The following is a 24,946-nucleotide window of genomic DNA, read 5'->3' on the forward strand; positions in this document are numbered from 1 at the left end:
GAATCCCTCCTTAAATAATTTACGTAGAACAAATAGCAAACTTGAATGCTTCAATAAAAATAGGGCGCAGGTTGCCCTGGAATGTGGTGGAACAATGTTAGAGACAACTACGCTATCGGGAAAGATTCAACAGTTCATGAAGATTTTCTTTCCGATTCTGGTCACACAGGTAGCGTTTTACTTAATTAGTTTTTTTGATACGGTCATGGCCGGACGATATGGATCGGCTGATTTAGCGGGCGTCGGCGTCGGAGCCAGTCTGTGGGCACCGGTTTACACCGGATTGACGGGGATTTTATTAGCCGTGGCGCCACTTGTGTCCCAAGCAATGGGGGCACGAAAAGAACGGGAAGTGAAGCGGATCGTGATTCAGGCATTGTATGTCTCCGTCGTCATCATCGTTTTGACGGTTCTGCTTGGACTTGTACTTGTGAATCCGATTTTGAACCAGATGGAATTATCGGATCAGGCACGTCATGTTGCCCGCATCTATCTCGTCATGTTAGGTTTTGGAATCATTCCGATGTTCGTCTTCTTTGTCCTGCGCACCTTAATCGATTCGTTAGGCAAATCGAACATCACAATGACGTTATTATTATTCTCTTTACCCATTAATGTGGCTTTCAATTATCTGTTTATCTTCGGAAAGTTCGGTTTTCCGGAACTGGGCGGGATTGGAGCAGGAGTGGCGACAGCCATCACATACTGGATTTTATGTATCGCGGTTATTGGTGTTGTCTTGAAAGGTGAACTGTTTCAACGACTCGGGATTCTCCGTCGTTTTTATAAACCGGATGTAACACGAATCAAAGAATTGGTTTTGCTCGGTGCACCGATTGGATTAGCAATCTTTTCGGAAGTCAGTATCTTTTCAGCCGTGACTTTGCTGCTTGGCGCCTACGGCGATGTCGTCATTGGAGCCTATCAGGCAGCCATCAACTTTGCTTCGTTCGTTTATATGATTCCACTCTCGGCCGCATCAGCCCTGACGATTACGGTCGGGTTCGAGATGGGAGCCAAGCGGGTCAAGGACGCCGTCCAGTACGTGTGGATCGGCTTGTTGCTGTGTCTGGTCGTTTCCTTGTTTTCAGGTGGACTGCTGTACGTTCAAAATGAACGGATTGCGGCACTTTACAGCAACGATCCGGCAGTCATCAAAATGGCGGCTCATTTCATGATTTTAGCGATTTTCTTTCAATTATCCGATGCAGTCGCGGCACCCACTCAAGGGGCACTTCGCGGATTCAAAGATGTCAACGTCACGTTTATTTTGACGATTACCGCGTACTGGGTCATCGGACTACCACTCGGATTTTATTTTGAGCGGTTTACGGAACTTGGACCGGATGGGTATTGGTGGGGATTGATCATCGGACTTGCCGTCGGAGCCAGTCTTCTCTTGCTCCGCCTGATGCATCTTGTCAGAAAATCAAAGGAGGTCGTGAAATGAGATTCAATAAACAACGTGTGTTGACAGTGGCGAAAATCATTTTGCCGATTATCTTGATTGCATTCATTTTTTATCAGGGTCAAAACGAATTAAGAAGTCTGTCGTTAAAGGAATCGATTCGGGCGATTCAGCAAATTCCGTCCTGGAAGTTTATTTTATTGATTGTATCGGGGCTTGCAGCGGTCGCGACGATGTTCTTTTATGATTTCTTCTTATTGCGTTCGCTTCAAGTGAAGGTTCCGATCGGATTGATTTTCCGGGCATCCTGGATTGCCAACTCGTTTAACGGCATCATCGGTTTCGGCGGACTTGCCGGAATGGGCGTCAGAACCGCCCTTTATCGACCGTTCGTCGAAGGAACCCGGTTATTGAAAGCCATCGGTTGGATGGCACCGACACTGATCAGCGGATTATCGATTTTATCGGCATTATCCTTATTAAATGTCTTTCCGGCGTTTGAAGTGTTGGATTTAAAGAAATGGTTATGGCCGGTCATCATCGGTGTTGCCTTCTTCTTCCCGGTCTATCTGTTGTTTACTTTCCGACGGGGGAGCAGCAGTATCCGTCCGTCGTCGATCGCCCTCTATTCGCTTGTATCGCTTGCGGAATGGTTCAGTGCGGGAGTCGTCGTCTATTTTATTTTGGCGGCCCTCGGGACGGATGTCAGTTTTTCTAAAGTCATCGGCGTCTTCATCATCGCCGCGACAGCCGGTCTGATTTCGATGGTACCGGGTGGATTCGGTTCGTTCGACTTGGTCTTTTTGATCGGTATGCAGCGTGCCGGCGTCGAAGAAGGGATTGTCCTTACCGGATTGTTGATTTATCGTCTTGTGTATTATTTGATTCCATTCGTGATCGGAGTCATTTTCTCGGCACGTGAGTTCAGCGGTCCGGTCGTCAAAATGATTGAGGATAAACCGATTGTCGGCCCGTCGGTTGAAGTCGGCGGCGTCATCTGGCGGCTTCAGTTACGTTTTTTAAGTAAAGTCCGACATTTTACATTGGCCTTGATTACGTTACTCGCTGGCATCGCGATTTGGGGTCTGGCGATTTTGCCGCCAAACTCGACACAGTATGAATATTTGGAAGCCCGTCTGCCGCATGAGTTGTTGTTGCTTGCGAACAGTTTCTTTTTGATGGCCGGCTTGTTGTATGTCCTGCTTGCCCCGTCTCTGTACCGACGGACGAAGCGTTCACTGTATATGATTTATGGTGTTTCGGCTTTTGCTTTGATCGGGATGGCACTGCGCGGATTTAACTTGATTTCCTTGTCTGTCGTGTTGATCGTACTGGTTTTAGTGACGATGTCACGAAGTGCCTTTCATCGTGAACGGACGCTGATCACGACGACTCGACTGATCCGGGCCGCTTTTGCCGGTTTTTTATACCTCGGTGGATTCATCTTTTTCGGATACGCCTTTTACACACTCGGTTCGGCTGACGGGACAAAGGTTTATCCTGCCCATGAGATCTTCATGTTTGCCGCGAGTGCAGCGATTTTTGCACTTGTCTACACACTCGTCTTCATTCGTTTGTTCAATACCTTTAATCAGCCGGTCTTGGGTGAAAAGTTAGATATGCAAAAAGTTAAGGATGTCTTGACGGAAGAAGGGGGAAATTATTTAAGTCACCTGGCTTTTCTCGGCGATAAACGCTTTTTCTTCTCCGAATCCGGACGTTCATTTATTCAGTTCAGTCAGACCGGAAACCGGATTATGATGCTTGGTGATCCGAGCGGAAATCCGGAAGAGCATTCCCAGTTGATTGCCTGTTTCTTACGGCGTGTCGAGGATTTAGGTTATATCCCGAACATCTATCAGATTCAGGCACAGAACATGTCGTTGTATCATGATTTCGGCTTTAATTTCTTTAAGCTTGGTGAAGAGGCGATCGTCGACATGACGACCTTTACCGTTTCCGGGAAAAAACGGGCCGGCTTACGTTCCATTAAAAATCGTTTTGAACGGGAAGGGATGACGTTTGAAGTCGTATCGCCTCCGTTTAGTGAAGCGTTATTGGATCAATTACGTGACGTCTCGGATGAGTGGTTGGGAGGGAAATCCGAAAAAGGATTTTCATTAGGTTATTTCAACGAGTCTTATTTGAATCAAGCGCCGATCGGCATCATGCGTGATGCCAATCAGCAGATGCTCGGCTTCATGACGTTCATGCCGGCTTATCAGGAAGGTGTTCTCTCGATTGATTTGATGCGTTTTCGTCCGGATGGTCCGAACGGAATCATGGATGCCATGTTCATCCGTTTGTTTGACTATGCAACTGAGCAAGGCTACCACACCTTTAATATGGGAATGGCTCCGCTCTCGTCCGTTGGTGAGGACGAAACCTCATTTTGGCAGGAACGCGTGGCAGCGGATGTGTTCAATAACATCCGGTATATGTACAGCTTTACAGGACTGAGACGATACAAGGAAAAATACGATCCGAAATGGGAAGGACGTTACCTCGCCTACCGTAAACGCCAATCACTGACGATTGCGATCTTAAAAGCGACACGTCTGATTTCGAAGAAAAAAGACCGGATTTTATTGCCGTGACTAAAGAAGATTCCGGATCAGACGCCGGAATCTTCTTTTTCACAATCGGTTAAATGTATAAAGGTCTATACAACTAGAATGAACAGCAGTATACTAAAAGGGAAGAGAGATTATTTGCCGGAATTCAAACGAGAAAGGAAGTCACAAGATGCCAACTATGATTCATGCCGAAATTTATACGGGACAGACCGTTATTCACGATGGATTCATCCGCTTTGAGGAGACGATTCAGGAAATCGGGCAGATGTCCGCGTACACAGAGCGTGACGAAACAGTTATTGATCTTGCGGGGAAACGATTGATTCCAGGAATGATTGATGTCCATATCCATGGCGGATACGACGTCGATACGATGGACGCAAGTGCGGAAGCGCTGTACCGATTGAGTGAAGCCATGCTTGCGGAAGGTGTCACGTCCTTTTTTGCGACGACGATCACCCAAGACTGGCATCAGATTACGCGGGCCCTGGAAGTCGCGCGCGATGTCATCGACTCTCGGGAGACGACGATTGAAGGGATTCACCTAGAAGGACCGTTCATCAATCCGGATTATGCCGGAGCACAACCGCTTGAATACATCGTCGAACCCGATGCAGATCAGTTTTTAAAATGGCAACAGGCATCCGGAAATCAGATCAAACTCGTCACGTACGCTCCGGAACAGCCCGGTGCCCGTGATTTTGAAGCGGCGGTTCGAAAGACGGGGGCGATTCCATCTGCCGGACACACCGATGCGACATTTGACCAAAATCATTTAGGTAATGTCACCCACGGGACACATCTCTACAATCAAATGCGTCCCTTGCATCACCGGGAACCAGGGACGGTCGGATATTGTCTTCTCGAACGATCAGTCTTTGCGGAAATCATTCCGGACGGGATTCACAGTTCAAAAGAGATGGTCGAATTCGCTTACCGGATGAAAGGACCAGACCGTTTGACGGTCATCACCGATGCGATGCGGGCAAAAGGATTGTCGGATGGAGAATATGAACTCGGCGGACAAACCGTACACGTCAAGGACGGAGCTGCCCGTCTTGCGAGCGGGAACTTAGCCGGCAGTGTCCTGACGATGGATCAGGCGCTACGCAATATCATCCGCTTTACTGGCTGTTCACTCGAACAAGCCGTCCAGATGACGTCGATTAATCAGGCAGAGGAATTCGGCTTAACACATAAAGGACGACTCGAGCAGGGCAAGGATGCCGATTTTGTCGTATTGACAGCAGACTTGGAAGTGGAACAAACCGTTCACCGCGGGAAAGTGCACCGATTTACAAACGGAAAGGGGTAACAACTGATGAAATGGATGATTGTAGAAAAAGCAGAAGAATTGGCAAATGTTTCGTATCAACTGCTCAAACAGGAGATTGTAAGACACCCGGAAGGATTAACGATCGGACTTGCGACCGGCAGTTCTCCGCTCGGTGTGTATGAAGAATGGCGCAAAGATCGAGTGGATTGCCGGCATGTGACGACCGTTAATTTGGATGAATACGTCGGACTCAGTCCGGATCATCCACACAGTTACCATACCTTCATGCAGGAGCACTTGTTTGATGCGGTCGACTTTAAAGAATCGTATGTGCCGATCGGAAGCACGGCGGATCCACGGGAAGAGAGTGACCGCTATGAAGCGCTTGTCCGGCAATTAGGGATTGATATTCAACTGCTCGGTATCGGTTCGAACGGTCATATCGCGTTTAATGAACCCGGTACTCCGTTTGATGCCAAAACCCACGTGACTAAGCTGACCGAGTCGACCCGACAGGCCAATCAGCGCTTTTTCGACCGGTTGGAGGATGTGCCGACCGAAGCGATCACGATGGGAATCGGAACGATCATGGAAGCGAAGAAGATTTTATTGGTTGCTTCAAGCGAGCGGAAAGCGGAGGCGATCCGCGACATGATGGAAGGTCCGGCGACGACGGATTGTCCGGCAACGATTTTACAGCGGCACGCCGATGTCATGGTCGTTCTGGACGAAGAAGCGGCAAGCTTGTTATCGGACGAAGCGAAACGTACAGGGCGAGCTGCCTATACGAACTTCATGAAATGAATCGATGACTCGTCTCTGATGAGACCGGACTGCTTCAGACCGGTCTTCTCAACAGACGGGTTTTTTGTTTTGTATGCGTCAAGTCGTGCGAGTGTAAAAACAGTGAAATCACATGATCTTAATCGAATCGTAAATTGACATTTTAATAAAAGTCGGGATAATGGAGAATAGTGAACTTTACAGAAAATTTACATGAAAATGAGGGCGTACAGATGCAGACGAGATCAGCAAGAAAGAGGCAACCAAGTGCTGGCAAGATGTTCATCAAAGTGATTGCTGCCTTGTTATTACTTTTGACCGTCATCGGTTCCGGTTATGCGGGAGCGGTTTTCATTAAAACACAGGAAACGCTGGCAAGAACACAAATCAACATTCCGGGTTCAAAAGTCAGTTCGAAATATGATGATGTGCCGTCCGAATCTTTCTTGATTTTAGGAACGGATGAAACGAAAGCCAGTAAAGACCGGCATGAGCCGGCACGATCGGATGTCATGATTGTCGGTGTCCTGAATAAGAAGACCGAACAATTGGTACTGACAAGTATTCCACGGGACTCACTCGTCAATATCGATTATTCCAAATATGATGTGCCGTACGGGAAAACAGGTGTCGAGCAGGATAAAATCACTCATGCTCATTATTTCGGTTCAATGGACAAATCGAGTTCATACAACGGAATCAAACTGGCACGTGAGACAACCGAAAATCTGCTCGGTATTGAAATCAACCATGTCGTAAAAGTTAACTTCCAAGGATTCGTTCAGTTGATTGATGCACTGGACGGAGTCGATATCGATGTCCGTTATGCCTTCAAGGAACAGGATTCGGCGCGTAAAGCAGGGACGATTACCGTTCCGAAGGGAATGCAGCATTTGAGCGGGGAACAGGCACTCGCTTACGTTCGAAACCGTCATGATGACCCACTCGGGGATATCGGCCGGGGACAAAAGCAGATGCAGGTCATCCAAGCTGTTGCAAAAGAAGCGGCAAGCTTCCGTTCGCTCGGGGCGTACCGTGACATCTTGGACGCTGTCGGCGACAACGTCGAGACGAACTTAGGTCCGAACGATTATCTCCGGTTAGCTGACTTTACGACAGCTTTACGGAATACGACAGAATACCAGCTCGCAGGTGAAGGATACATTGGAATCAGCGGGAAATGGGAGTACCATCTGGATCCGAATCAACTTGACCGGGTGAAAGCCAACCTGGCCAAGGCGATGCAAGGACAAGAAGTGTCACTGATGAAAGAAGAGACAGGGACACCGGGAGCCACGGACCCGACAACAACAGATGATTCGACGACAGTCGAGCAACCCGTTCAGTAACGCTAACGGGTGATGTTAAAAAGCACACGTTTCAGATACTTTCTTGAAAAGTATCCTGAAACATGTGCTTTTTTTCGGAAAGGAAGATGAGTTCTCCTCTGTATTCAAATCAGAATCAGCGTTGCCGTTCCATTTCGACCGTGAACGTATACCGGTCGCCGCGATACGCGGAAATGACATACTCAAACGGTTGATCGGTGGCAAGGAAAGTCAGTTGTTCGACGGACAAAACAGGTGAACTGACCGACAGACCGAGGTGTTGTGCTTCTTCTTTTGTCGCGAGACGTGATTCGAAAGTCTGACTGGCGCGACCCAGGTTGAGTCCACTGGCTTCAGCAAAGGCATAAAGGGACGTAATGGCGACATCCTGGTTCAAACCCGGCAACAGCTGTTCTGGGATATAAACAGTTTCGAGCGCAAGCGGTTGTTCGTTTGCGATGCGTAACCGTTTTAATTCATAAATTTTGGCACCTTCACGAATCCCGAGTTTATTCGCAATCGTCATTTCAGCAGCAATCGTTTGATAAGACAGCAGCTCACTCGCCGGTTCCAAACCAAGATGTTCCATCTCTTCAGAAAAACTGGTTAATCCGGACAGTTGCATGACGATTTTTTTATTGGCGACGAATGTGCCGCGTCCTTTTTGACGAATGAGATAACCAGCGTTAACAAGATTCGAGATGGCTTGACGGACAGTCATCCGGCTGATTTGATGGGCTTCGGCAAACTCGCGTTCCGAGGGGATTAAATCGCCGGGTTGTAACAGACCCTCCTCGATTTGTTGCTTCAAGGCAGCCTCGATTTGGTAGTAGATTGGAAGTGGTGAATTTTTATTGATATGCTGAATCACGGCATTTCGTCCCTTCGCGGTCGATAGTCTTTCATCTAGTGTACTAGGAAATGGAGATGTCGACAAACGATTGTAAGTGATTTGTGTCATAATAGAAGCAAATTCAGTGCTGAAAAGGTGGAATGAAGATGCGTTCAGAGCAAATTTATCCGGACGTCCGGACTTTCGAATCAATCGTGACAGGTACGAAGGAAGAACAAGGCTACTGGGTAAGATTAGAACAAAGTTACTTTTATCCGGAGAGCGGGGGGCAGCCTGCCGATCGGGGAACACTCAACGGGGTTTCCGTCCTCGATGTCCAGCTTCAAGAAGGGGATGTCTGGCACCTGCTCGACAGTCCGCTTCTTGAAAACGAAGTGCAAGGTGAGGTCGATGATGTCATTCGAACGGATCATGCGGCGCAACATACAGCACAACACGTTATTTCTGCCATTCTTCAAGACGAATTTCAAATCAAGACAGTCAGTTTCCGAACCGGCACAGAAGAATCGACGCTTGATCTCGATCTCGGTGACTGGGATGAGACGCTTCAAAGTCGTTTGGAGGAACGTTTACGGACGGTGATTCAAGCGAACCTCTTGATTACGGCAACGGAATATACAGAAGAAGAAGCATTGCAGTTACCGTTACGAAAAACACCACAAGTCACAGAAAAAATCCGGGTCGTTCAAATCGGTGAACTGGATTACAGTGCCTGTGGAGGAACGCATCTCGCCTCGACGTCGGAACTGGAACTGATTTTATTCACGGGACTTGAAAAGGTTCGCGGGAATATTCGTTTAGCGTACGTTGCAAAAGACCGAGCGTTTCGATTACTGACGACCGAACGGCGTGTCCTGACAGAAACTGCACGTGCAGTATCAGCTAAAAAAAATCAGGTCCATCTTGTTGTGGAAGACCTGAAACAGGAGCAAGTCCGTCTGAACCGTCAAATCGGACAGGCAGAAGATCTGCATGTCAAAACGGTCTTAAAACAGTTGCTCGCAACGGATGAACCGGTTCTCACCGTACGGCATGATCAAGAGGATGTCCGTTTTTCAGAAAAACTGTTGAAAGCCCTGGCTGAAACAGGACGGACAGGATTCGTCTGGAACGAAAACGCCAAAAAATTATTCATGTGCAGCGCTGGATCCATTCATCTCGGAAAATTTGCCAAAACCCATTTAAAGCAGTTTAATGGACGGGGCGGCGGAAGTGAAAACAATGCCCAAGCAGTATTCCAAACGTATGAAGAGGCACAAGCTTATGCAGAAGCATTAAAGGAGGAATTACATACATGACAGTGATTCAAGTAAAAACAACCGAACAAAAACAAGCGGTCCGAATGATCCGGGAACGGGTTTTCGTCGAGGAACAAGGCGTTCCGAGCCATTTGGAATATGATACGCATGATGAAACAGCGATTCACTTGCTTGTCCTCGATGAGATGAATCGTCCGGTTGCGACGGGGCGGACCCGTCCGTACGATGAGCAACGGATGAAGGTCGAACGCGTCGCGACCCTTGCGGCGACAAGAGGAAAAGGATACGGCGGCGAGCTGATGCAGGCGATGGAGCGGATTGCCCGCCGGGAAGGCCGGACGATTTTAACGCTCGGTGCCCAAGTAAAGGCCATTCCGTTTTATCAAGGGCTTGGTTATGCGATTGTTTCCGATGAATTTGACGATGCGGGCATTCCGCACCGGACGATGGAGAAAAAAATTTAATGCTGATTTTTTTGAGAAATCCTGAAAAAAGGGTTTCTTTTTTTGAAAGTCTATGTATATATATAATTCATAGTGAATTTTTATACAGACAGATACAGTCGAATTCAAGGAGGAAATAAGAATGACAAAACAAAAATTGATTTTAGCGTATTCGGGTGGACTGGATACTTCAGTCGCCATCAAATGGTTAAGCAAGGACTATGACGTCGTCGCATTGTGCATGGATGTCGGCGAAGGAAAAGATTTGTCGGTCATCAAAGAAAAAGCGTTACTCGTCGGTGCGATCGAATCGATTGTTCTTGATGTCAAAGATGAATTCGCAAATGACTTTGTTTTGCCGGCCCTCCAATATGGTGCGCATTACGAAGGTGCGTATCCATTGATTTCCGCTTTATCTCGCCCGTTGATTGCTGAAAAACTGGTTGAAGTGGCACATGCCCAAGGTGCCACAGCAGTCGCCCACGGATGTACCGGAAAAGGAAACGACCAAGTCCGGTTCGAAGTTTCGGTTGCTGCTCTTGATCCGTCGCTCGAAGTCATCGCACCGGTTCGCGAATGGAAATGGTCACGTGAAGAAGAAATCGCTTATGCAAAAGAAAACAACGTTCCGATTCCGATTAATCTCAACAGCCCGTATTCAATCGACATGAACTTATGGGGACGCAGTAACGAATGTGGTGTCCTTGAAAATCCATGGACAGAGCCGCCGCAAGATGCATACGCTTTGACGGTCGCACCGGAAGACGCACCGGATCAAGCGGAAGAAGTCATCATCGGTTTTGAAGCAGGTGTTCCGGTTTCGATCAACGGGACAGCGTATCCGCTGGCGAAGCTGATTACAGAACTGAATATCATTGCCGGTGCACACGGTGTTGGACGGATTGACCATGTCGAAAACCGTTTGGTCGGCATCAAGTCACGTGAAGTGTATGAGTGCCCGGGTGCGACAGTCTTACTCAAAGCCCACGCAGCACTTGAAACGATCACATTGACGAAAGACGTTGCCCACTTTAAACCGATTCTCAGCAAACAATATGCAGAAACGATTTACAACGGATTGTTCCATGCCCCGCTGACAAAAGGCCTCAAAGCGTTCTTGACGGCAACGCAACAGGACGTGACCGGTGAAGTCCGTGTCAAACTGTATAAAGGGAACGCAACCGTCACAGGACGTCAGTCAGCAGTTTCGCTCTACGATGAGAAACTCGCGACGTATACAAAAGAAGATGCCTTTGATCACGAAGCAGCGAAAGGATTCATCAAATTACACGGTCTTGCGATTTCGACACATGCCAGTGTCCATCGTCAGGAAGGCGTGAAAAAATGACGAAACTATGGGGCGGACGTTTTACGGAAAGTGCTTCCGCTCAAGCGGAGGCCTTCGGAGCATCGATTTCGTTTGATCAGAAATTAGCAGCCGTTGATTTACAGGGGAGTCTTGCGCACGCGCAGATGTTATATGAACAGGGAATTCTTGAAAAGACCGAGTGGGAACAAATCGAAGCCGGTCTTAAACAGTTGCAAACGACACTCGAGCAACACGTCTATACGACAGTGGATGAAGACATCCACATGAATCTCGAGCGGTTACTGACGGAACAGATTGGTCCGGTCGCCGGTAAACTGCATACAGCCCGCAGTCGAAATGACCAGGTCGCGACTGATCTCCACCTTTGGATGGAACAGCATGTTTTAGAACTCCTGTCGAGTCTTCGCAACCTGCAATCCGTCATTACGGAACAGGCGGAGCAACATGTGGAGACGGTCATGCCGGGTTATACCCATCTGCAACGGGCGCAACCGATCTCACTCGCGCATCATCTGCTCGCTTATTTTTGGATGTTTGAACGGGATGCCGATCGATTGACCGATAACCTGAAACGGATTCGGATGTCGCCGCTCGGTGCCGGGGCACTGGCGGGAACGACTTTCCCGATTGACCGCTTCAAGTCAGCCGAGTTACTTGGGTTTGAACAGGTCTATCCGAACAGTTTGGACGCGGTCTCAGACCGGGACTTCGTGATTGAATACCTTGGCATCGCGTCGACGGTCATGATGCATCTGTCACGCTTTTGCGAAGAAATCATCATCTGGGCGTCGCAAGAATTTTCGTTCATTGAGCTGTCCGATGCGTTTTCGACGGGATCAAGCATGATGCCGCAGAAAAAAAATCCAGATTTCGCGGAACTGATCCGCGGCAAAACAGGTCGTGTCTACGGAAATCTGATGGGTTTCCTGACGACGATGAAAGCATTACCACTCGCATACAATAAAGATATGCAGGAAGATAAGGAAGGTGTCTTTGACACCGCTGATACCGTGTTACAATCCGTTCAAATTTTTACAGGCATGATCGAATCGGCTACGTTTAAGACAGAAGCGCTCAAGAAGGCGACGATGCAAGACTTCTCGAATGCAACGGAACTGGCGGATTATCTGGTCACAAAAGGGATTCCGTTCCGGGAAGCACATGAAATCGTCGGGAAAGCCGTCTTACATTGTGTCCAAAGCGGCTGTTTCTTAAAAGATTTGACGCTGTCCACGTATCAGACGTTCCATCCGGTCATTGCAGAAGATGTCTATCCGTTGTTAGATCCGGTTCAGGCGGTCGCACGACGGGGAAGTTACGGCGGGACCGGTTTTACGGCCGTCCGGGATCAACTCGCATTAGCGAAGAAGCAACTTGAAAAATTATAAAATTCAAAAAAAGTTTGGCAAATCACTGGATTTAACAAAAAATGTTTGCTATAACTGTAACTAACAACCGACAGATAGAGGCGCGGATGACATCAGTAGCAACACTTATTCAAGGCAAGCATGCCAAGTGATGTGAAAGGGGAAATCCGCCGAAGTGAACAAGAAAATGCTTTTTCTTGATTGCTGGTACAACGGTTAAGATCCGTTGTACTGCCGAAACCCACGTTTCGGAGCGCTATCTTACGTAAAAGAACGTATGACGCTGTCATCGTTTGTCCGATCGTGATAACGACGGGCCGTAGGAACGCTCCTACCGGCCCGTCGTTTTTTTCTGTTTCGGGACAAAAGGAGATAGGATTGTGACAACTGTACTTAAATTTGGTGGTAGTTCGGTTGCGACTGTCGAACAGATTCAGTCAATTGCGAATTATTTGAAGAATCGGACGGAACAAGGGGAAAAATTAGTCGTCGTCGTGTCGGCAATGGGGAAAATGACCGATTCATTGATTGCTCAGGCGCAGGCGATAACGGACCGTCCGGAACGACGCGAACTGGACCGGCTGCTTGCAATCGGTGAAGAACAGACGATTTCATTACTCAGCATCGCCCTGAACTCACTCGGGATAAAAGCCTTGTCGCAGACAGGGGCCCAGGCAGGCATCAGCACGATGGGACTGCACACGAAAAGTAAAATCAAACAGATTGACGGCGAATTGCTCCGGAAAAAACTGGAGACATACGACGTCATCATCGTCGCCGGTTTCCAGGGCGTCAATGAGCTCGGGGATGTCACGACACTCGGTCGCGGCGGATCGGATACGACAGCCGTCGCATTGGCCGCGGTTCTTGATAAACGATGTGAAATTTACACGGACGTCGACGGTGTTTACACAGCTGATCCACGGATTCATGCAACGGCACAACCGATTCCACACATTTCATACGATGAGATGATGGAAATGAGTGCACTCGGTTCAAAAGTCATGGAGATGCGCAGTGTCGAACTCGGTAAAAAATACGGCGTCCACATCTTCGTCGGAAAAACATTAGAATCGGAAAGAGGGACTTGGATCATGGAGGCAACGGAAACGATGGAACAAAAAGCGGTCACGAGCGTCAGTGTAACGAAAAACGTGTTGACGGTGTCAATCAAGCATGTACCGCAGACGAACTCGGCGGTCGCGGATATCTTTGAACTGTTATCAGGACGTCACGTCAACATCGATATGATCAGTCAGACGACGTTTGACAGTGACATCTTCCTTTCCTTCTCTTGTCCGCTGGATGAAGAAGAGTTTTTGGAAGAAGCACTGCAGGATATCATCAATCGTTTCCCGACGGTCAAAGTCGACCGTCATAACCAGCATGCCAAGTTATCCGTCGTCGGAATCGGGATGCGGGACGCAACCGGGGTCGCTTCGAAATTGTTTGCGACGTTCCGGGCGGAAAACATCACGTTTTATCAAGTCACGACATCAGAAATCAGCATCTCATATACGATTGCCCAGGCCGATATCGAACGGACTGTCGCAGCAATCGCAAAAGCATTCGATCTGTAAGGAGGAAATCATATGTATCATGTCGCAGTCATTGGCGCAACCGGCGCCGTTGGTCAAAAAATGTTACAAGTCCTGGCGGAACACGATTTTCCGGTCCGTCAGATTTCAGCTTATGCTTCAGCCCGTTCAGCCGGGAAAATCGTTCAGTTCAAAGGACAGGACGTCACGATTCAAGCGTTATCGGAAAACATCACGAAAGACGGGATTGGTGTCGCACTGTTCGCAGCTGGCGGTACCATCAGTGAACAGTATGCCCCGTTGCTTGCTGCAGCAGGAACACTCGTCGTTGATAATTCCAGTGCGTTCCGGATGCAGGCAGATATTCCGCTTGTCGTACCGGAAGTAAATTCGCAGGCAATCGGACCGAACGATCGTTTGATCGCCAATCCGAACTGTTCAACGATTCAATCGGTCGTCGCCTTGGCACCGCTTCAACCATTTGGTTTGAAGCGCGTCAACTATACGACGTATCAGGCCGTATCCGGTTCCGGTCAAAAGGGAATCGAGGATTTAGCCCGCGGCAGTCGCGGCGAAGAACCGGTCAACTATCCACACCCGATTCATGATAATATTTTGCCGCATATCGATGTGTTCTTACCGGACGGTTATACAAAGGAAGAACAGAAAATGATTGACGAAACTCGGAAAATCTTTCGTTTGCCGGAGTTGCCCGTCAGCGCGACGTGTGTCCGTGTCCCGGTCACGAATTCACATTCCGTTGCCATCAATGTCACGTTTGAGCAGGAAACAAGTGTTGAAGCGATTCGTGCTGCTCTGGCCGAAGCACCTGGCGTCGTTTTAGTCGATGATGTCAGTCATAATCAATATCCGATGCCGCTTGATGCAAGCGGAACAGACGACGTCTATGTCGGACGAATTCGTCAGGATCAAAGTCTCGCCAATACGTTCCACATCTGGTGTGTCGCCGATAATATCCGTAAAGGGGCCGCTTCGAACGCTGTCCAGGTAGCACGGCAAGCACTTGAAAGTTCAATCCATTCGTAAGAAACGAGGAGGAATCCGATATGTTTAAAGGAGCAGGAACAGCACTGGCTACACCATTTACATCAACCGGTGAGCTGGATTTAGCGGTATTTGAACAACTGATCGAACAACAACTCGCAGCGAACATTCAAGCGTTAGTCGTCGGGGGAACGACCGGAGAAGGGTCAACGTTGACGAATGAAGAGTTTGAAACGTTACTTGAAACGGCAATCCGTGTGACAGCCGGACGTGTACCGGTCATTGCCGGGACCGGAACGAACAATACGGCTCAAACGATTGAAAAAACACAGACGGCAGCCCGACTTGGTGCTGATGCTGCCATGCTGGTCACACCTTACTACAATAAGACATCACAAGCAGGACTCGTCGCCCACTTCACGGCGGTTGCGGATGCAGTCGATTTGCCAATCATGCTCTACAATGTTCCGTCACGGACAGGGGTCGCGATTTCCGTCGAAACAGCCGTCACACTTGCCAAACATCCGAACATCCAAGCGTTTAAAGAAGCAAGTGGAGACGTCAGTTTCATGGGGGAATTGATGACGGCCTTACCAGATGGCTTTGCAGTCTTCTGCGGTAACGATGATCAAATTCTTCCTTATATGGCATGGGGGGCACAAGGCGTGATTTCCGTCTTGTCGAATCCATACCCGGCAGAAACGCAAGCTTTGGCAGAAGCGTTACTTGCGAATGACTATACGACGGCACGCCGGATTCAAAGTGATTTGATGCCTGTTATCTCAGCATTGTTTAGCGATGTCAATCCGATTCCCGTCAAAGCAGCACTCGAAGAAATCGGCCTTGCTGTCGGGGCACCTCGTCTGCCGCTTGTTCGCCAGTCGGAAGCCGGTCATGCCCATCTGCTTGAGACGATGCGGAGTTACAAAGGAGTGGTTGGATGAGACTCGCCATTCACGGATACGGAGCGACCGGACATTACGTGCATGAACTGGCACCGGATGCCGTCGTCGCCGTCATCGACAAAACGAAAACAGCGGAACAGGTGCCCTCATACGGCACGCTCGCCGAAATGACGGAGTCGGTCGATGCGATCATTGATTTTTCACATCCGAGTCTCTTACCGGATTTGCTTGCTTACGGGATCAAAACGAAAACCCCGCTCGTCATTGCGACGACCGGTTTCTCGGAAGCAGAACTGCAGACGATTCGCGATGCTTCGACACAAATTCCGATTTTCCAATCGTATAACATGTCGTTTGGGATCGCGATGATGCAACAGCTGTTAAAAACACTCGTTCCGCTCGCCGGAGCATTCGACATCGAACTGCTTGAGAAACACCACAATCAAAAAGTCGATGCACCGAGCGGGACGGCGGAGCTGTTGCTCCGGACCATCCAGGATTTACGAGATGTCCAACCGGTCTACGAACGGGAGTCGACGCGTGAGAAGCGGGAGCCAAACGAGATCGGGATGCACTCGATGCGTGGGGGAACGATTTTCGGCGAACATGAAGTATTGTTTGCGGGCGTCGATGAATTGATTGAAATCAAACACACGGCGTTATCAAAAAAAGTATTCGCTTCAGGTGCGATCAAGGCAGCGGAAGCGCTCATTCAAAAATCAGCGGGACTCTATACACTGGAGACGCTTTACACACAGGAGGATTCACATGTTATTAACTGATGCTTATGAAATTGCAAAATTCATTAAAGATGCTAAAAAACAAACACCGGTTAAACTATACGTCAATGGTGACTTGGCAGGACTGACGATTGAAGGAGCGACGGCATTCGGAACGGATCAATCAAAAATTTTCTTCGCGGATGCAGGACTTGCTTCAACTTTCTTAGAAGAATATGCAGACCGGATTACTGAAGTGCATGTCGAATATGACCGCCGCAACAGTGCCGTGCCGATGCTTGATACACGTCATTTGAATGCCCGGATCGAACCGGGTTCATGGATTCGCGATCATGTCGTCATCGGTGATAACGCGGTCATCATGATGGGCGCAATCATTAATATCGGTGCATCAATCGGAGATGGTACAATGATTGATATGAACGCTGTTGTCGGAGCACGTGGCACAATCGGCAAAAACGTTCATGTCGGCGCCGGTGCCGTGGTCGCAGGGGTTCTTGAACCACCTTCAAAAACACCGGTCATCATTGAAGATGGTGTCTTAATCGGAGCGAATGCCGTCATTCTTGAAGGTGTCCGCGTCGGAAAAGATGCCGTCGTCGCAGCAGGCAGTGTCGTCACAGAAGACGTTCCTGCCGGTAGCGTAGTTGCTGGTACTCCAGCACGCGTCATCAAACAGAAAGACGAAAAAACAGCAGAGAAGACGCAATTGGTGGATGATTTACGTTCACTCTGATTGACGTCGAAGAGGAGGAAAACACATGGCAGTGGATACACAGTATGGAGAAGCAATTTGGTTAGACGGAGTTTTTCATGATCCAAAAGAGGCAAATACGAGCGTCATGTCCCATGCGATTCATTACGGAAGCGGATTCTTCGAAGGTATCCGTGCGTATGCGACACCGGATGGTCCGGCGATTTTCCAATTGACGGAACACATTGAACGTCTGTTCCGCAGTTGCGCGTTCTATCACGTGACGATTCCTTATACAGTGGAAGAACTTGTCCAAGCGACAATTGATCTGGTCGCCAAAAACGGCTTTGAATCTTGTTACATCCGCCCGTTTGTTTTCCTCGGTACACCGTGGCAGGCATTGATGGCAAAAGATACGACGGTTCACGTCGGAATTTCTTGTTGGGAACTGGGCGAGTACTTCGATAAAGGCGCCGGTATCCGCGCGAAAGTCGCTTCTTACCGCCGCGTTTCGTCGACAATGATGCCGATGCAGGCAAAAGCTGCCGCCAACTACATGAACTCGCAGCTCTTAAAAGGCGAAGCACAACGTGACGGATTCGACGAGGCGATTGCCCTCGATATGAACGGAAACGTCAGTGAAGCGAGTGTCGCCAACCTGTTCATGTTGAAAAACGGCACGATTTATACACCTTCACTCGACTGCTCGGTATTAGACGGCATCACACGTCAAGTCATCATGCGTTTGGCGCAGGATCAAGGGTATCCGGTCGTCGAGCGTCATATCGGCCGTGATGAGTTATACGTCGCAGACGAAATCTTCTTGACGGGTACAGCAGCAGAAATTACAAGTGTCGGAGAAATTGATCACATCGTCATCAACGGCGGAACACGGACTGTCGCGGATGAGTTGCTTGATCTTTACCGACAGACGGTCTCAGGTCAATTGCCGCAATATGCGGACTGGTTGACACATGTGACACCTGCTGTCGCCGAATGAGTTCAAGAACTGTCGTTACCATTGATCGGGAAGCGGTGCGGCATAATGTCGCATCGGTTTTCGCCCGGTCTAACAAGCAGATTTTTGCCGTGGTCAAAAACAATGCTTACAACTTAGGGATGATTGAAATGGTCGCCACATTGATGGAAGCCGGTGTCCGGCATTTCGCAGTGGCGGAAGTCTATGAAGCAATTGAAATCAAAACGAATTTTCCAGACAGTTATGTCCTGGCGATGAATCCGGCATCGGATTTTAAAGAGGTCCGCTTGCATGGAGTAGCGCTCGGAATTCCTTCGCTCGATTGGCTGACACGTCATCAGGCGGATTTATCGGGAATTGAACTGCATCTAAAAATAAATGTCGGGATGAACCGTTTTGGTGTCAGTTCGCTCGAAGAAGCATTAGCGGTGCTTGAAACCGTACGGGAGCAAGAGCTGACGTTAACAGGGCTCTACACGCATTTCCCGCTTGCCGATGAACCGGGAGCCGATCACGACGGTCAGGTTGAACGGTTCCTTGAAATCGGAAATCCGTTACAGGCGAAACATAGCTTTACTTATATCCATGCCGAAAACAGTGCAACGATCGTCAAGCATGATCCGCGCCTCGCCTGTTGCAATTACGTCCGGCCCGGTATATTCCTGTTTGGCTATTCGCCGATCGAAAAAATGGATTGGCTCGTCCCCTCACTCCGGATGACGACGGAAGTCGTTGAGATTCGTCAAGTGGAAGCAGGGGAACATGTCGGCTACGGTACGTCGTATACGGCACCGACAGCGATTCGTGTCGCCGTTCTGCCGGTCGGCTACGGGGACGGGGTTGTCCGCGGACGGTCGTCACTGCCGGTCATCATCAACGGAAAACGTTATCCGATCATCAGTAAGTTATTTATGAGTCATACGTTCATCGCCGTCGATTCGACGGTGGAAATCGGTGATAAAGTTGTTCTGTACGGAGACGGCATCGAAATTGATGACATCACCCGGACCGGGACAGCCAATAATTCGGAACAGATGTGTGCCCGTTCGTGGCGTTTAACACATCGTTATTTATAAGGGGGAAGCAAGATGTACGGAAGCCGCTATTTGACGGAACAAAACAATGAACTACAGATTGACGGGGTGGCAGTAACAGAGCTTGCCAAACAATACGGGACACCGCTTTATGTCATGGCAGAACGTGAATTGACGGACCGTCTGGCGACCGTACGCGACGCCTTTTTAAAGAAATATCCGAATACGTATGCTTCGTTTGCTTCTAAAGCCTTGACAATCGGTGCCGTTTACCAGCAAGTTGTCCGACATGGTCTTGGCATTGACGTCGTCACAGGCGGCGAACTGTTCATCGCCCGTAAAGCCGGTGTGCCGGCGGAACGGATTTATTTCCACGGTTCAAATAAATCGACGCAGGATTTACAGTATGCCGTCAAAGAGGGTGTCGGGAAAATCGTCATCGATCATTACGGGGAAATCGCTCAACTCAACCAGATTGCGGGCGATACCTGTCAAACCGTTCAGGTTCTGATCCGGATTGTTCCGCAAGTCATCGGTGGTGCGCACACGAAAATCCAGACCGGTGGTGTCGATACGAAGTTTGGTTTTTCGACGCATGATGATTCGTACCTGCAAGCCGTCGAAGCTGTTTTAGCAGCGGAACATTTGGTGTTACTCGGTATTCATTGCCATGTCGGATCGCAAATTCAAGAAATTGAACTGTTTGAGCGGACGGCTCGGACGATGATGGGATTCGTCGAAACGATTCGCGAGCGGACTTCTTTCGTCGCAAGCGAAGTCAATCTCGGCGGTGGATTTGGAATTGCCTATACGCAAGATGATCAGCCGCTTGATTTCGAACAAACGATGGAGCGGGTTATGGCGATCATCGATGAAGAAACAACGCGTCTTGCGATCGATCGTCCGCGAATCGGGATTGAACCGGGGCGGTGGGTCGTCGCAAATGCCGGAACGACGCTGTACACGGTTGGTGCTATCAAGGAAGTACAAGGTGTACGAACGTACCTATCGGTGGACGGCGGAATGGCGGATAATATCCGGCCTGCTCTATACGGAGCGGTGTACGAAACCGTCATTGCCAATCGAATCAAAGGAGAAACACGTCATGTGACAGTTGTCGGTGCAGCGTGCGAATCCGGCGACTTGGTTGCCGAGTCTGCTGATTTAGCAGAACCCGTCAGTGGAGATACATTAGCGGTCTTCGGGACAGGCGCTTATAACTATTCGATGGCAAGCAACTACAACCAATTTTTACGACCGGCTGTTGTTTTCGTTAATCAAGGTGAATCGCGTGAAGTTGTCCGTCGCCAGACTTACGCCGATTTAATTCAATGTGATCTGGGTCTTGAAAATATCCCGTCTTCTTAAGAACTGAAACCATTCAAAAGCGTCCTGGTCGTAAAGACCGGGACGCTTTTGTGTTACTTCGGAATGACAAGGACTTGCCCGACGGAAATCAAATTGACATTCGTGATTTTATTGGCACTGGCAAGCGCGGTGACCGTCACGCCGTACTTCGTTGCAATGGAGTAGAGCGTGTCCCCGGCTTTGACGGTATAGGTGACTGTTGTTGGCGGAGGAGGTGTCGTTCCCGGAATGACAAGCACTTGTCCGACAGTGATCAGATTGTAGTTCGTGATGTTATTGGCTTTAGCGAGAGCAGCGACGGTGACATTGTAGAGGTTGGCGATTTTATAAAGGGTATCGCCCGATTTAACCGTATACGTTTTACTGCCGCTTGGAGGCAATTTTAATAATTCGGAGATTGTGACGAATTTATAGCCTTTCGCTTTAAGTTGCGAAATCATCGATGGAAGTGCAACCGGTGTACCGGGTGCACCAGCCCCCGTATGCATCAGAACGATGGATCCCGGGACGATGTTCGGAACGACACGCGCCAAAATGGCTGTTGAACTGATACCTTTCCAGTCAGTTGTATCGATGTTCCACTGAATCGTTTTCGTGTATCCGGCATTCCCGACGGCGGCAAGGACAGCGCTGTTGCTCGCGCCAAATGGTGCGCGGAAAATCGGTTTAGTCGTCCGTCCGGTCAATGACTTGATTAAGTTTTCGGTTTTTGAGAGTTCACTCGTCATCTGAGTGGCGGTTAATTTCGTAAAATCAGGATGCGTATAGGAGTGATTTCCAAGCTGATGCGTCGGAGTTGCAGTGGCGATGTTTTTAATCAATTGTGGATGATTATTGGCACCGGTACCTGTTAAGAAAAAGGTTGCTTTGACATTGTTGGCTTTTAAGATACTCAAAATCTTAGTGATGTTTCCACCATCTGCTCCGTCATCAAACGTCAGTGCGACGACTTTACTCGTCGTCGATCCTTTTGTGACAAACGTCGAACTGGCTGCATCTGCCGTCAAACCGTAACTAAAGAAAGGAAAAAGCGATATTAACATGATCATTATGATCCGAATCCATTTCCCGTGCATGTGTACGTCGCCTCCTTTTTCTAGGATGACTGCCTCTCACTTGACTCTACTTATCTATTACCCTTTTTGAGCAAAAAAACTAAAAAATAGGGAAATAATTCCCGAATTTTTATGAGTCTAAACGGATTAATCTTAAATAATTGTTTAGCCCTGAAATGAATAGGGAACATATGGTATATGGAAATAGTAAAAGGAGTGGAAACGAATGATTGAATTTAAAAACGTCGGGAAGCAATTTAAAGACAACGTTGTCTTAAAAGGCTTAACTCTCGAAATCAAAGAGGGCGAGCTGGTTGTGTTCATCGGACCGAGTGGATGTGGGAAAACGACATCCTTAAAAATGATCAATCGTTTGATTGAACCCTCGTCAGGAACGATTTTAGTCAACGGAAAGGACATCATGAAGACGGATACGATTGAATTGCGTCGTCATATGGGATACGTCATCCAACAGACCGGTCTCTTTCCGCACATGACTGTCCGGGAGAACATTCAATTGATTGCCGGGCTTGAAGGGAAAGACCACGATCAGATGGATGTTCGGACGGAAGAACTGTTACAGATGGTCGGTCTTGATCCTAAACAATTCATTGACCGTTATCCGAGTGAACTCAGTGGTGGACAACAACAACGCGTCGGGTTTGCCCGTGCCTTAATGAATGACCCGGACGTCATCCTGATGGATGAACCGTTCAGTGCGCTTGACCCCGTCACACGAAATGACCTCCAAGAAGAATTATTCAACCTCCAGGAAGAAGTCAAGAAGACGATTGTTTTCGTCACACATGATATGGATGAGGCGATCAAGCTGGCTGATCGGATTTGTATCATGCGCGATGGGGAAATCGTTCAGTTTGATACACCGGAAGAAATCTTACGTCATCCGAAAGACGAATACGTCGAATCCTTTATTGGGAAAAATAAGATTTGGAGCAGTCCGGCGTTCATTAAAGCAGAGGACATCATGATTGAAGATCCTGTCTCGATCAGTGGGAAACGGACTCTGTTGCAGGGGATTGAAATCATGCGGGGACGTAAAGTCGACAGCCTGTTGATCACAGACCGCGATCGTATCCTCCAGGGAATCGTCAAACTGAAGAACATTCAAACGGCTCCTGATAAAGGTGTCCGGATTGAAGACGTCATGGAAGGGGAGCTGGTTGCTGTTGATGAGCAGGACTCCTTGCTTGATGTACTTGAAGTCATGAACCATGAAGAGACAGGGTATCTGCCGGTAACAAATAAATCAGGACAATTACGTGGATTAATTACAAGAAGTAGCTTGCTTTCCGTCTTGAGTGAGCAGTTCATTCAGGAGGAGGAAGTTCAATGAATGGATTTTTAGATTATGTTCAAAATAATACCGGTCAAATTTTTGACTTATTGCTCGAACACTTACAGTTGACTGTGTTGGCAGTCGTCATTGCCGTTGTACTAGGAATTCCAATCGGTATTCTCATCACGCGGTATCAACGTTTTGCGAAGCCGATCCTTGCATTGACAAGTGTCGTCCAAGCTGTGCCAAGTCTTGCCTTGCTCGGATTCCTGATTCCGTTCATCGGAATCGGTTCAACACCTGCTATTATCATGGTCGTTCTCTACTCACTGCTTCCGATTGTCAAAAACACGTACACCGGGTTATCAAGTATTCCGGGAGACATGCTGGAAGCAGCGAAAGGAATCGGGTTAACGGATCGTCAGATTTTGGGTAAAGTTCAAATTCCACTGGCGTTACCGATCATGATGGCCGGAATTCGGATCTCTGCCGTGACGGCTGTCGGTCTGATGACGATCTCTGCCTTCATCGGTGCAGGTGGACTGGGGTATCTGGTCTTCTCCGGTATTCAAACTGTTGATAACAATCAGATTCTTGCCGGTGCCATTCCTGCAGGCATCTTAGCATTAGCGATTGATTTCATCGTTAGCCGGATTGAGTATTCCGTCGCGCCGAACGGAATTCCGCTTGCGGACGGTCGGGTGAAAAGCAGAGCCCGTAAACGCCGGAAAGCAATGTCGGCCGGAAAGAAAATTGCAATTGCAGCGATTGTTTTCCTATTGATTGGCGGAACCGTTGCCTATTCGTTCTTAAAAACGGATAAAATCGTCATCGGTTCAAAAAACTTTACGGAACAATTGATTTTAGGAAATATGTTAGCCGATTTAATTGAAGATAAAACCGATTTGGAAGTCGAACGCCAGCTCAATCTCGGAGGCACAAAAGTTGCCTATGGAGCGCTTGAAACGGGTGAAATCGATGCCTATGTCGAATATACCGGTACATTATTGATTGATGTCCTGAAACAAAAACTGGAAACCGATCCGGAAGCCGTCTATAAGAAGGTCGGAAAAATGATTCCGGAAAAGAGCCAGGTTGATGTTCTGGAGCCAATCGGCTTTAACAACACGTACGCTCTTGCGATGACAAAAGAAGATATCAAAAAATATGATTTAAAAACGGTCTCTGATATGGCGGGCGTCAGTAATCGCCTCATTTTAGGATCGACGATTGAGTTTGCGAACCGCGAAGATGGATACCTCGGATTGAAAGAGAAATATCCTGATATGAAATTCAAAGATGTTCAGCCTGTCGATGGTGGTCTTCGTTATACTGCATTGACAAATGGAAAAACAAATGTCATCGACAGCTTCTCGACAGACGGCTTATTGAAAAAGTTTGATCTGACAGTTCTTGAAGATGATAAAGAATTTTTCCCACCGTACTATGCAGTCCCGATTGTACGTCAAGAAACACTCGAAGAACATCCGGAACTAAAAGAAGTCCTGAACCTGTTGAAAGATAAGATTACGGATAAAAAGATGCAGGAATTGAACTTTAAAGCCGATGTTGAAAAAGAACGCCCGGAAGATGTGGCACGTGAATTCTTGATTGAAGAAGAACTCATTAAAAAGTAAAAAAAGAGAGCCGAGGCGGGAATCCGCTTCGTCTCTTTATCATGCGCGCTGACGCGCTATATCGTTTTGGA

The 24,946-nt window shown here is 48.3% G+C and carries 21 protein-coding genes and 1 riboswitch; of the genes, 19 read left to right on the forward strand and 2 right to left on the reverse strand.

Annotated elements, in window-relative coordinates; translation table 11 throughout:
- Positions 1-94: 94 nt before the first annotated feature.
- From EXIG_RS02615 to EXIG_RS02635, 5 genes are all read left to right on the forward strand, one after another.
- Complete coding sequence (locus tag EXIG_RS02615) at positions 95-1,450, forward strand: MATE family efflux transporter (protein WP_012369381.1); 1,356 nt, start codon at positions 95-97, stop codon at positions 1,448-1,450.
- Positions 1,447-4,005 (forward strand): bifunctional lysylphosphatidylglycerol flippase/synthetase MprF, encoded by a 2,559-nt coding sequence (gene mprF, locus EXIG_RS02620; RefSeq protein WP_012369382.1) that lies wholly within the window; start codon positions 1,447-1,449, stop codon positions 4,003-4,005. Before EXIG_RS02615 ends, mprF begins: the two co-directional genes overlap by 4 nt.
- A 148-nt stretch (positions 4,006-4,153) precedes the next feature.
- Positions 4,154-5,299 (forward strand): N-acetylglucosamine-6-phosphate deacetylase, encoded by a 1,146-nt coding sequence (nagA, locus tag EXIG_RS02625; RefSeq protein WP_012369383.1) that lies wholly within the window; start codon positions 4,154-4,156, stop codon positions 5,297-5,299.
- A 6-nt stretch (positions 5,300-5,305) separates the two neighbouring features.
- The gene (gene nagB, locus EXIG_RS02630; protein ID WP_012369384.1) at positions 5,306-6,064 is read left to right on the forward strand and encodes a glucosamine-6-phosphate deaminase; all 759 of its coding nucleotides are present in this window, start codon (positions 5,306-5,308) and stop codon (positions 6,062-6,064) included.
- Between the two features lie 257 nt (positions 6,065-6,321).
- Complete coding sequence (locus tag EXIG_RS02635) at positions 6,322-7,392, forward strand: LCP family protein (RefSeq protein WP_234944562.1); 1,071 nt, start codon at positions 6,322-6,324, stop codon at positions 7,390-7,392.
- 115 nt (positions 7,393-7,507) lie between these two features.
- Here EXIG_RS02635 and phnF read toward each other — a convergent pair whose 3' ends face one another.
- A complete protein-coding gene (gene phnF, locus EXIG_RS02640; RefSeq protein WP_012369386.1) occupies positions 7,508-8,242 on the reverse strand; it encodes a phosphonate metabolism transcriptional regulator PhnF in 735 nt (244 codons plus the stop codon).
- A 128-nt stretch (positions 8,243-8,370) separates the two neighbouring features.
- Between phnF and EXIG_RS02645 the strand changes: the two genes are divergently transcribed.
- From EXIG_RS02645 to lysA, 12 genes are all read left to right on the forward strand, one after another.
- Positions 8,371-9,522, forward strand: a complete 1,152-nt coding sequence (locus tag EXIG_RS02645) for an alanyl-tRNA editing protein (protein WP_012369387.1) — start codon at positions 8,371-8,373, stop codon at positions 9,520-9,522.
- Positions 9,519-9,947, forward strand: a complete 429-nt coding sequence (locus EXIG_RS02650; RefSeq protein WP_012369388.1) for a GNAT family N-acetyltransferase — start codon at positions 9,519-9,521, stop codon at positions 9,945-9,947. The genes EXIG_RS02645 and EXIG_RS02650 overlap by 4 nt, the downstream gene beginning before the upstream one ends.
- A gap of 121 nt (positions 9,948-10,068) precedes the next feature.
- A complete protein-coding gene (locus EXIG_RS02655; protein ID WP_012369389.1) occupies positions 10,069-11,274 on the forward strand; it encodes an argininosuccinate synthase in 1,206 nt (401 codons plus the stop codon).
- Complete coding sequence (gene argH, locus EXIG_RS02660) at positions 11,271-12,644, forward strand: argininosuccinate lyase (protein ID WP_012369390.1); 1,374 nt, start codon at positions 11,271-11,273, stop codon at positions 12,642-12,644. The genes EXIG_RS02655 and argH overlap by 4 nt, the downstream gene beginning before the upstream one ends.
- 67 nt (positions 12,645-12,711) lie before the next feature.
- Positions 12,712-12,890: riboswitch (Lysine riboswitch) on the forward strand.
- A 113-nt stretch (positions 12,891-13,003) separates the two neighbouring features.
- Entirely contained in the window at positions 13,004-14,203 is a 1,200-nt protein-coding gene (locus EXIG_RS02665; RefSeq protein WP_012369391.1) for an aspartate kinase, read from the forward strand.
- A gap of 12 nt (positions 14,204-14,215) precedes the next feature.
- Complete coding sequence (locus tag EXIG_RS02670; protein WP_012369392.1) at positions 14,216-15,208, forward strand: aspartate-semialdehyde dehydrogenase; 993 nt, start codon at positions 14,216-14,218, stop codon at positions 15,206-15,208.
- Positions 15,209-15,228: 20 nt separating this feature from the next.
- Positions 15,229-16,110 carry a 4-hydroxy-tetrahydrodipicolinate synthase gene (gene dapA / locus EXIG_RS02675; protein ID WP_012369393.1) on the forward strand — a complete coding sequence of 294 codons (882 nt, stop codon included), beginning with the start codon at positions 15,229-15,231 and terminating at the stop codon, positions 16,108-16,110.
- Positions 16,107-16,853 (forward strand): 4-hydroxy-tetrahydrodipicolinate reductase, encoded by a 747-nt coding sequence (gene dapB / locus EXIG_RS02680; RefSeq protein ID WP_012369394.1) that lies wholly within the window; start codon positions 16,107-16,109, stop codon positions 16,851-16,853. Before dapA ends, dapB begins: the two co-directional genes overlap by 4 nt.
- Positions 16,840-17,547: a 2,3,4,5-tetrahydropyridine-2,6-dicarboxylate N-acetyltransferase gene (gene dapD, locus EXIG_RS02685; protein WP_012369395.1), complete on the forward strand. Its 708-nt coding sequence runs from the start codon at positions 16,840-16,842 to the stop codon at positions 17,545-17,547. The genes dapB and dapD overlap by 14 nt, the downstream gene beginning before the upstream one ends.
- A gap of 25 nt (positions 17,548-17,572) precedes the next feature.
- Positions 17,573-18,505 (forward strand): branched-chain amino acid transaminase, encoded by a 933-nt coding sequence (locus EXIG_RS02690; RefSeq protein ID WP_012369396.1) that lies wholly within the window; start codon positions 17,573-17,575, stop codon positions 18,503-18,505.
- Complete coding sequence (alr, locus tag EXIG_RS02695; RefSeq protein WP_012369397.1) at positions 18,502-19,560, forward strand: alanine racemase; 1,059 nt, start codon at positions 18,502-18,504, stop codon at positions 19,558-19,560. Before EXIG_RS02690 ends, alr begins: the two co-directional genes overlap by 4 nt.
- A gap of 12 nt (positions 19,561-19,572) precedes the next feature.
- Positions 19,573-20,886, forward strand: a complete 1,314-nt coding sequence (lysA, locus tag EXIG_RS02700) for a diaminopimelate decarboxylase (protein ID WP_012369398.1) — start codon at positions 19,573-19,575, stop codon at positions 20,884-20,886.
- A gap of 53 nt (positions 20,887-20,939) precedes the next feature.
- On the opposite strand, the gene EXIG_RS02705 is transcribed toward lysA, so the two are convergent.
- Entirely contained in the window at positions 20,940-21,935 is a 996-nt protein-coding gene (locus EXIG_RS02705; RefSeq protein WP_234944563.1) for a LysM peptidoglycan-binding domain-containing protein, read from the reverse strand.
- A 232-nt stretch (positions 21,936-22,167) separates the two neighbouring features.
- Between EXIG_RS02705 and EXIG_RS02710 the strand changes: the two genes are divergently transcribed.
- Entirely contained in the window at positions 22,168-23,295 is a 1,128-nt protein-coding gene (locus EXIG_RS02710) for an ABC transporter ATP-binding protein (RefSeq protein ID WP_012369400.1), read from the forward strand.
- Positions 23,292-24,875 carry an ABC transporter permease/substrate-binding protein gene (locus tag EXIG_RS02715; protein ID WP_012369401.1) on the forward strand — a complete coding sequence of 528 codons (1,584 nt, stop codon included), beginning with the start codon at positions 23,292-23,294 and terminating at the stop codon, positions 24,873-24,875. The genes EXIG_RS02710 and EXIG_RS02715 overlap by 4 nt, the downstream gene beginning before the upstream one ends.
- Positions 24,876-24,946: the final 71 nt, after the last annotated feature.

This window comes from Exiguobacterium artemiae 255-15, from assembly GCF_000019905.1.
Taxonomy (GTDB): Bacteria; Bacillota; Bacilli; order Exiguobacteriales; family Exiguobacteriaceae; genus Exiguobacterium_A; species Exiguobacterium_A artemiae.

What these genes read in the sequence shown, in the direction of transcription:
- nagA (WP_012369383.1), top strand. Translation starts at nt 4,154, where the DNA reads ATGCCAACTATGATTCATGCCGAAATTTATACGGGACAGACCGTTATT.
- mprF (WP_012369382.1), top strand. Translation starts at nt 1,447, where the DNA reads ATGAGATTCAATAAACAACGTGTGTTGACAGTGGCGAAAATCATTTTG.
- EXIG_RS02645 (WP_012369387.1), top strand. Translation starts at nt 8,371, where the DNA reads ATGCGTTCAGAGCAAATTTATCCGGACGTCCGGACTTTCGAATCAATC.
- EXIG_RS02650 (WP_012369388.1), top strand. Translation starts at nt 9,519, where the DNA reads ATGACAGTGATTCAAGTAAAAACAACCGAACAAAAACAAGCGGTCCGA.
- dapA (WP_012369393.1), top strand. Translation starts at nt 15,229, where the DNA reads ATGTTTAAAGGAGCAGGAACAGCACTGGCTACACCATTTACATCAACC.
- EXIG_RS02715 (WP_012369401.1), top strand. Translation starts at nt 23,292, where the DNA reads ATGAATGGATTTTTAGATTATGTTCAAAATAATACCGGTCAAATTTTT.
- nagB (WP_012369384.1), top strand. Translation starts at nt 5,306, where the DNA reads ATGAAATGGATGATTGTAGAAAAAGCAGAAGAATTGGCAAATGTTTCG.
- dapD (WP_012369395.1), top strand. Translation starts at nt 16,840, where the DNA reads ATGTTATTAACTGATGCTTATGAAATTGCAAAATTCATTAAAGATGCT.
- argH (WP_012369390.1), top strand. Translation starts at nt 11,271, where the DNA reads ATGACGAAACTATGGGGCGGACGTTTTACGGAAAGTGCTTCCGCTCAA.
- EXIG_RS02635 (WP_234944562.1), top strand. Translation starts at nt 6,322, where the DNA reads ATGTTCATCAAAGTGATTGCTGCCTTGTTATTACTTTTGACCGTCATC.
- dapB (WP_012369394.1), top strand. Translation starts at nt 16,107, where the DNA reads ATGAGACTCGCCATTCACGGATACGGAGCGACCGGACATTACGTGCAT.
- EXIG_RS02655 (WP_012369389.1), top strand. Translation starts at nt 10,069, where the DNA reads ATGACAAAACAAAAATTGATTTTAGCGTATTCGGGTGGACTGGATACT.
- alr (WP_012369397.1), top strand. Translation starts at nt 18,502, where the DNA reads ATGAGTTCAAGAACTGTCGTTACCATTGATCGGGAAGCGGTGCGGCAT.
- EXIG_RS02705 (WP_234944563.1), bottom strand. Translation starts at nt 21,935, where the DNA reads ATGATCATGTTAATATCGCTTTTTCCTTTCTTTAGTTACGGTTTGACG.
- EXIG_RS02690 (WP_012369396.1), top strand. Translation starts at nt 17,573, where the DNA reads ATGGCAGTGGATACACAGTATGGAGAAGCAATTTGGTTAGACGGAGTT.
- EXIG_RS02615 (WP_012369381.1), top strand. Translation starts at nt 95, where the DNA reads ATGTTAGAGACAACTACGCTATCGGGAAAGATTCAACAGTTCATGAAG.
- EXIG_RS02710 (WP_012369400.1), top strand. Translation starts at nt 22,168, where the DNA reads ATGATTGAATTTAAAAACGTCGGGAAGCAATTTAAAGACAACGTTGTC.
- EXIG_RS02670 (WP_012369392.1), top strand. Translation starts at nt 14,216, where the DNA reads ATGTATCATGTCGCAGTCATTGGCGCAACCGGCGCCGTTGGTCAAAAA.
- lysA (WP_012369398.1), top strand. Translation starts at nt 19,573, where the DNA reads ATGTACGGAAGCCGCTATTTGACGGAACAAAACAATGAACTACAGATT.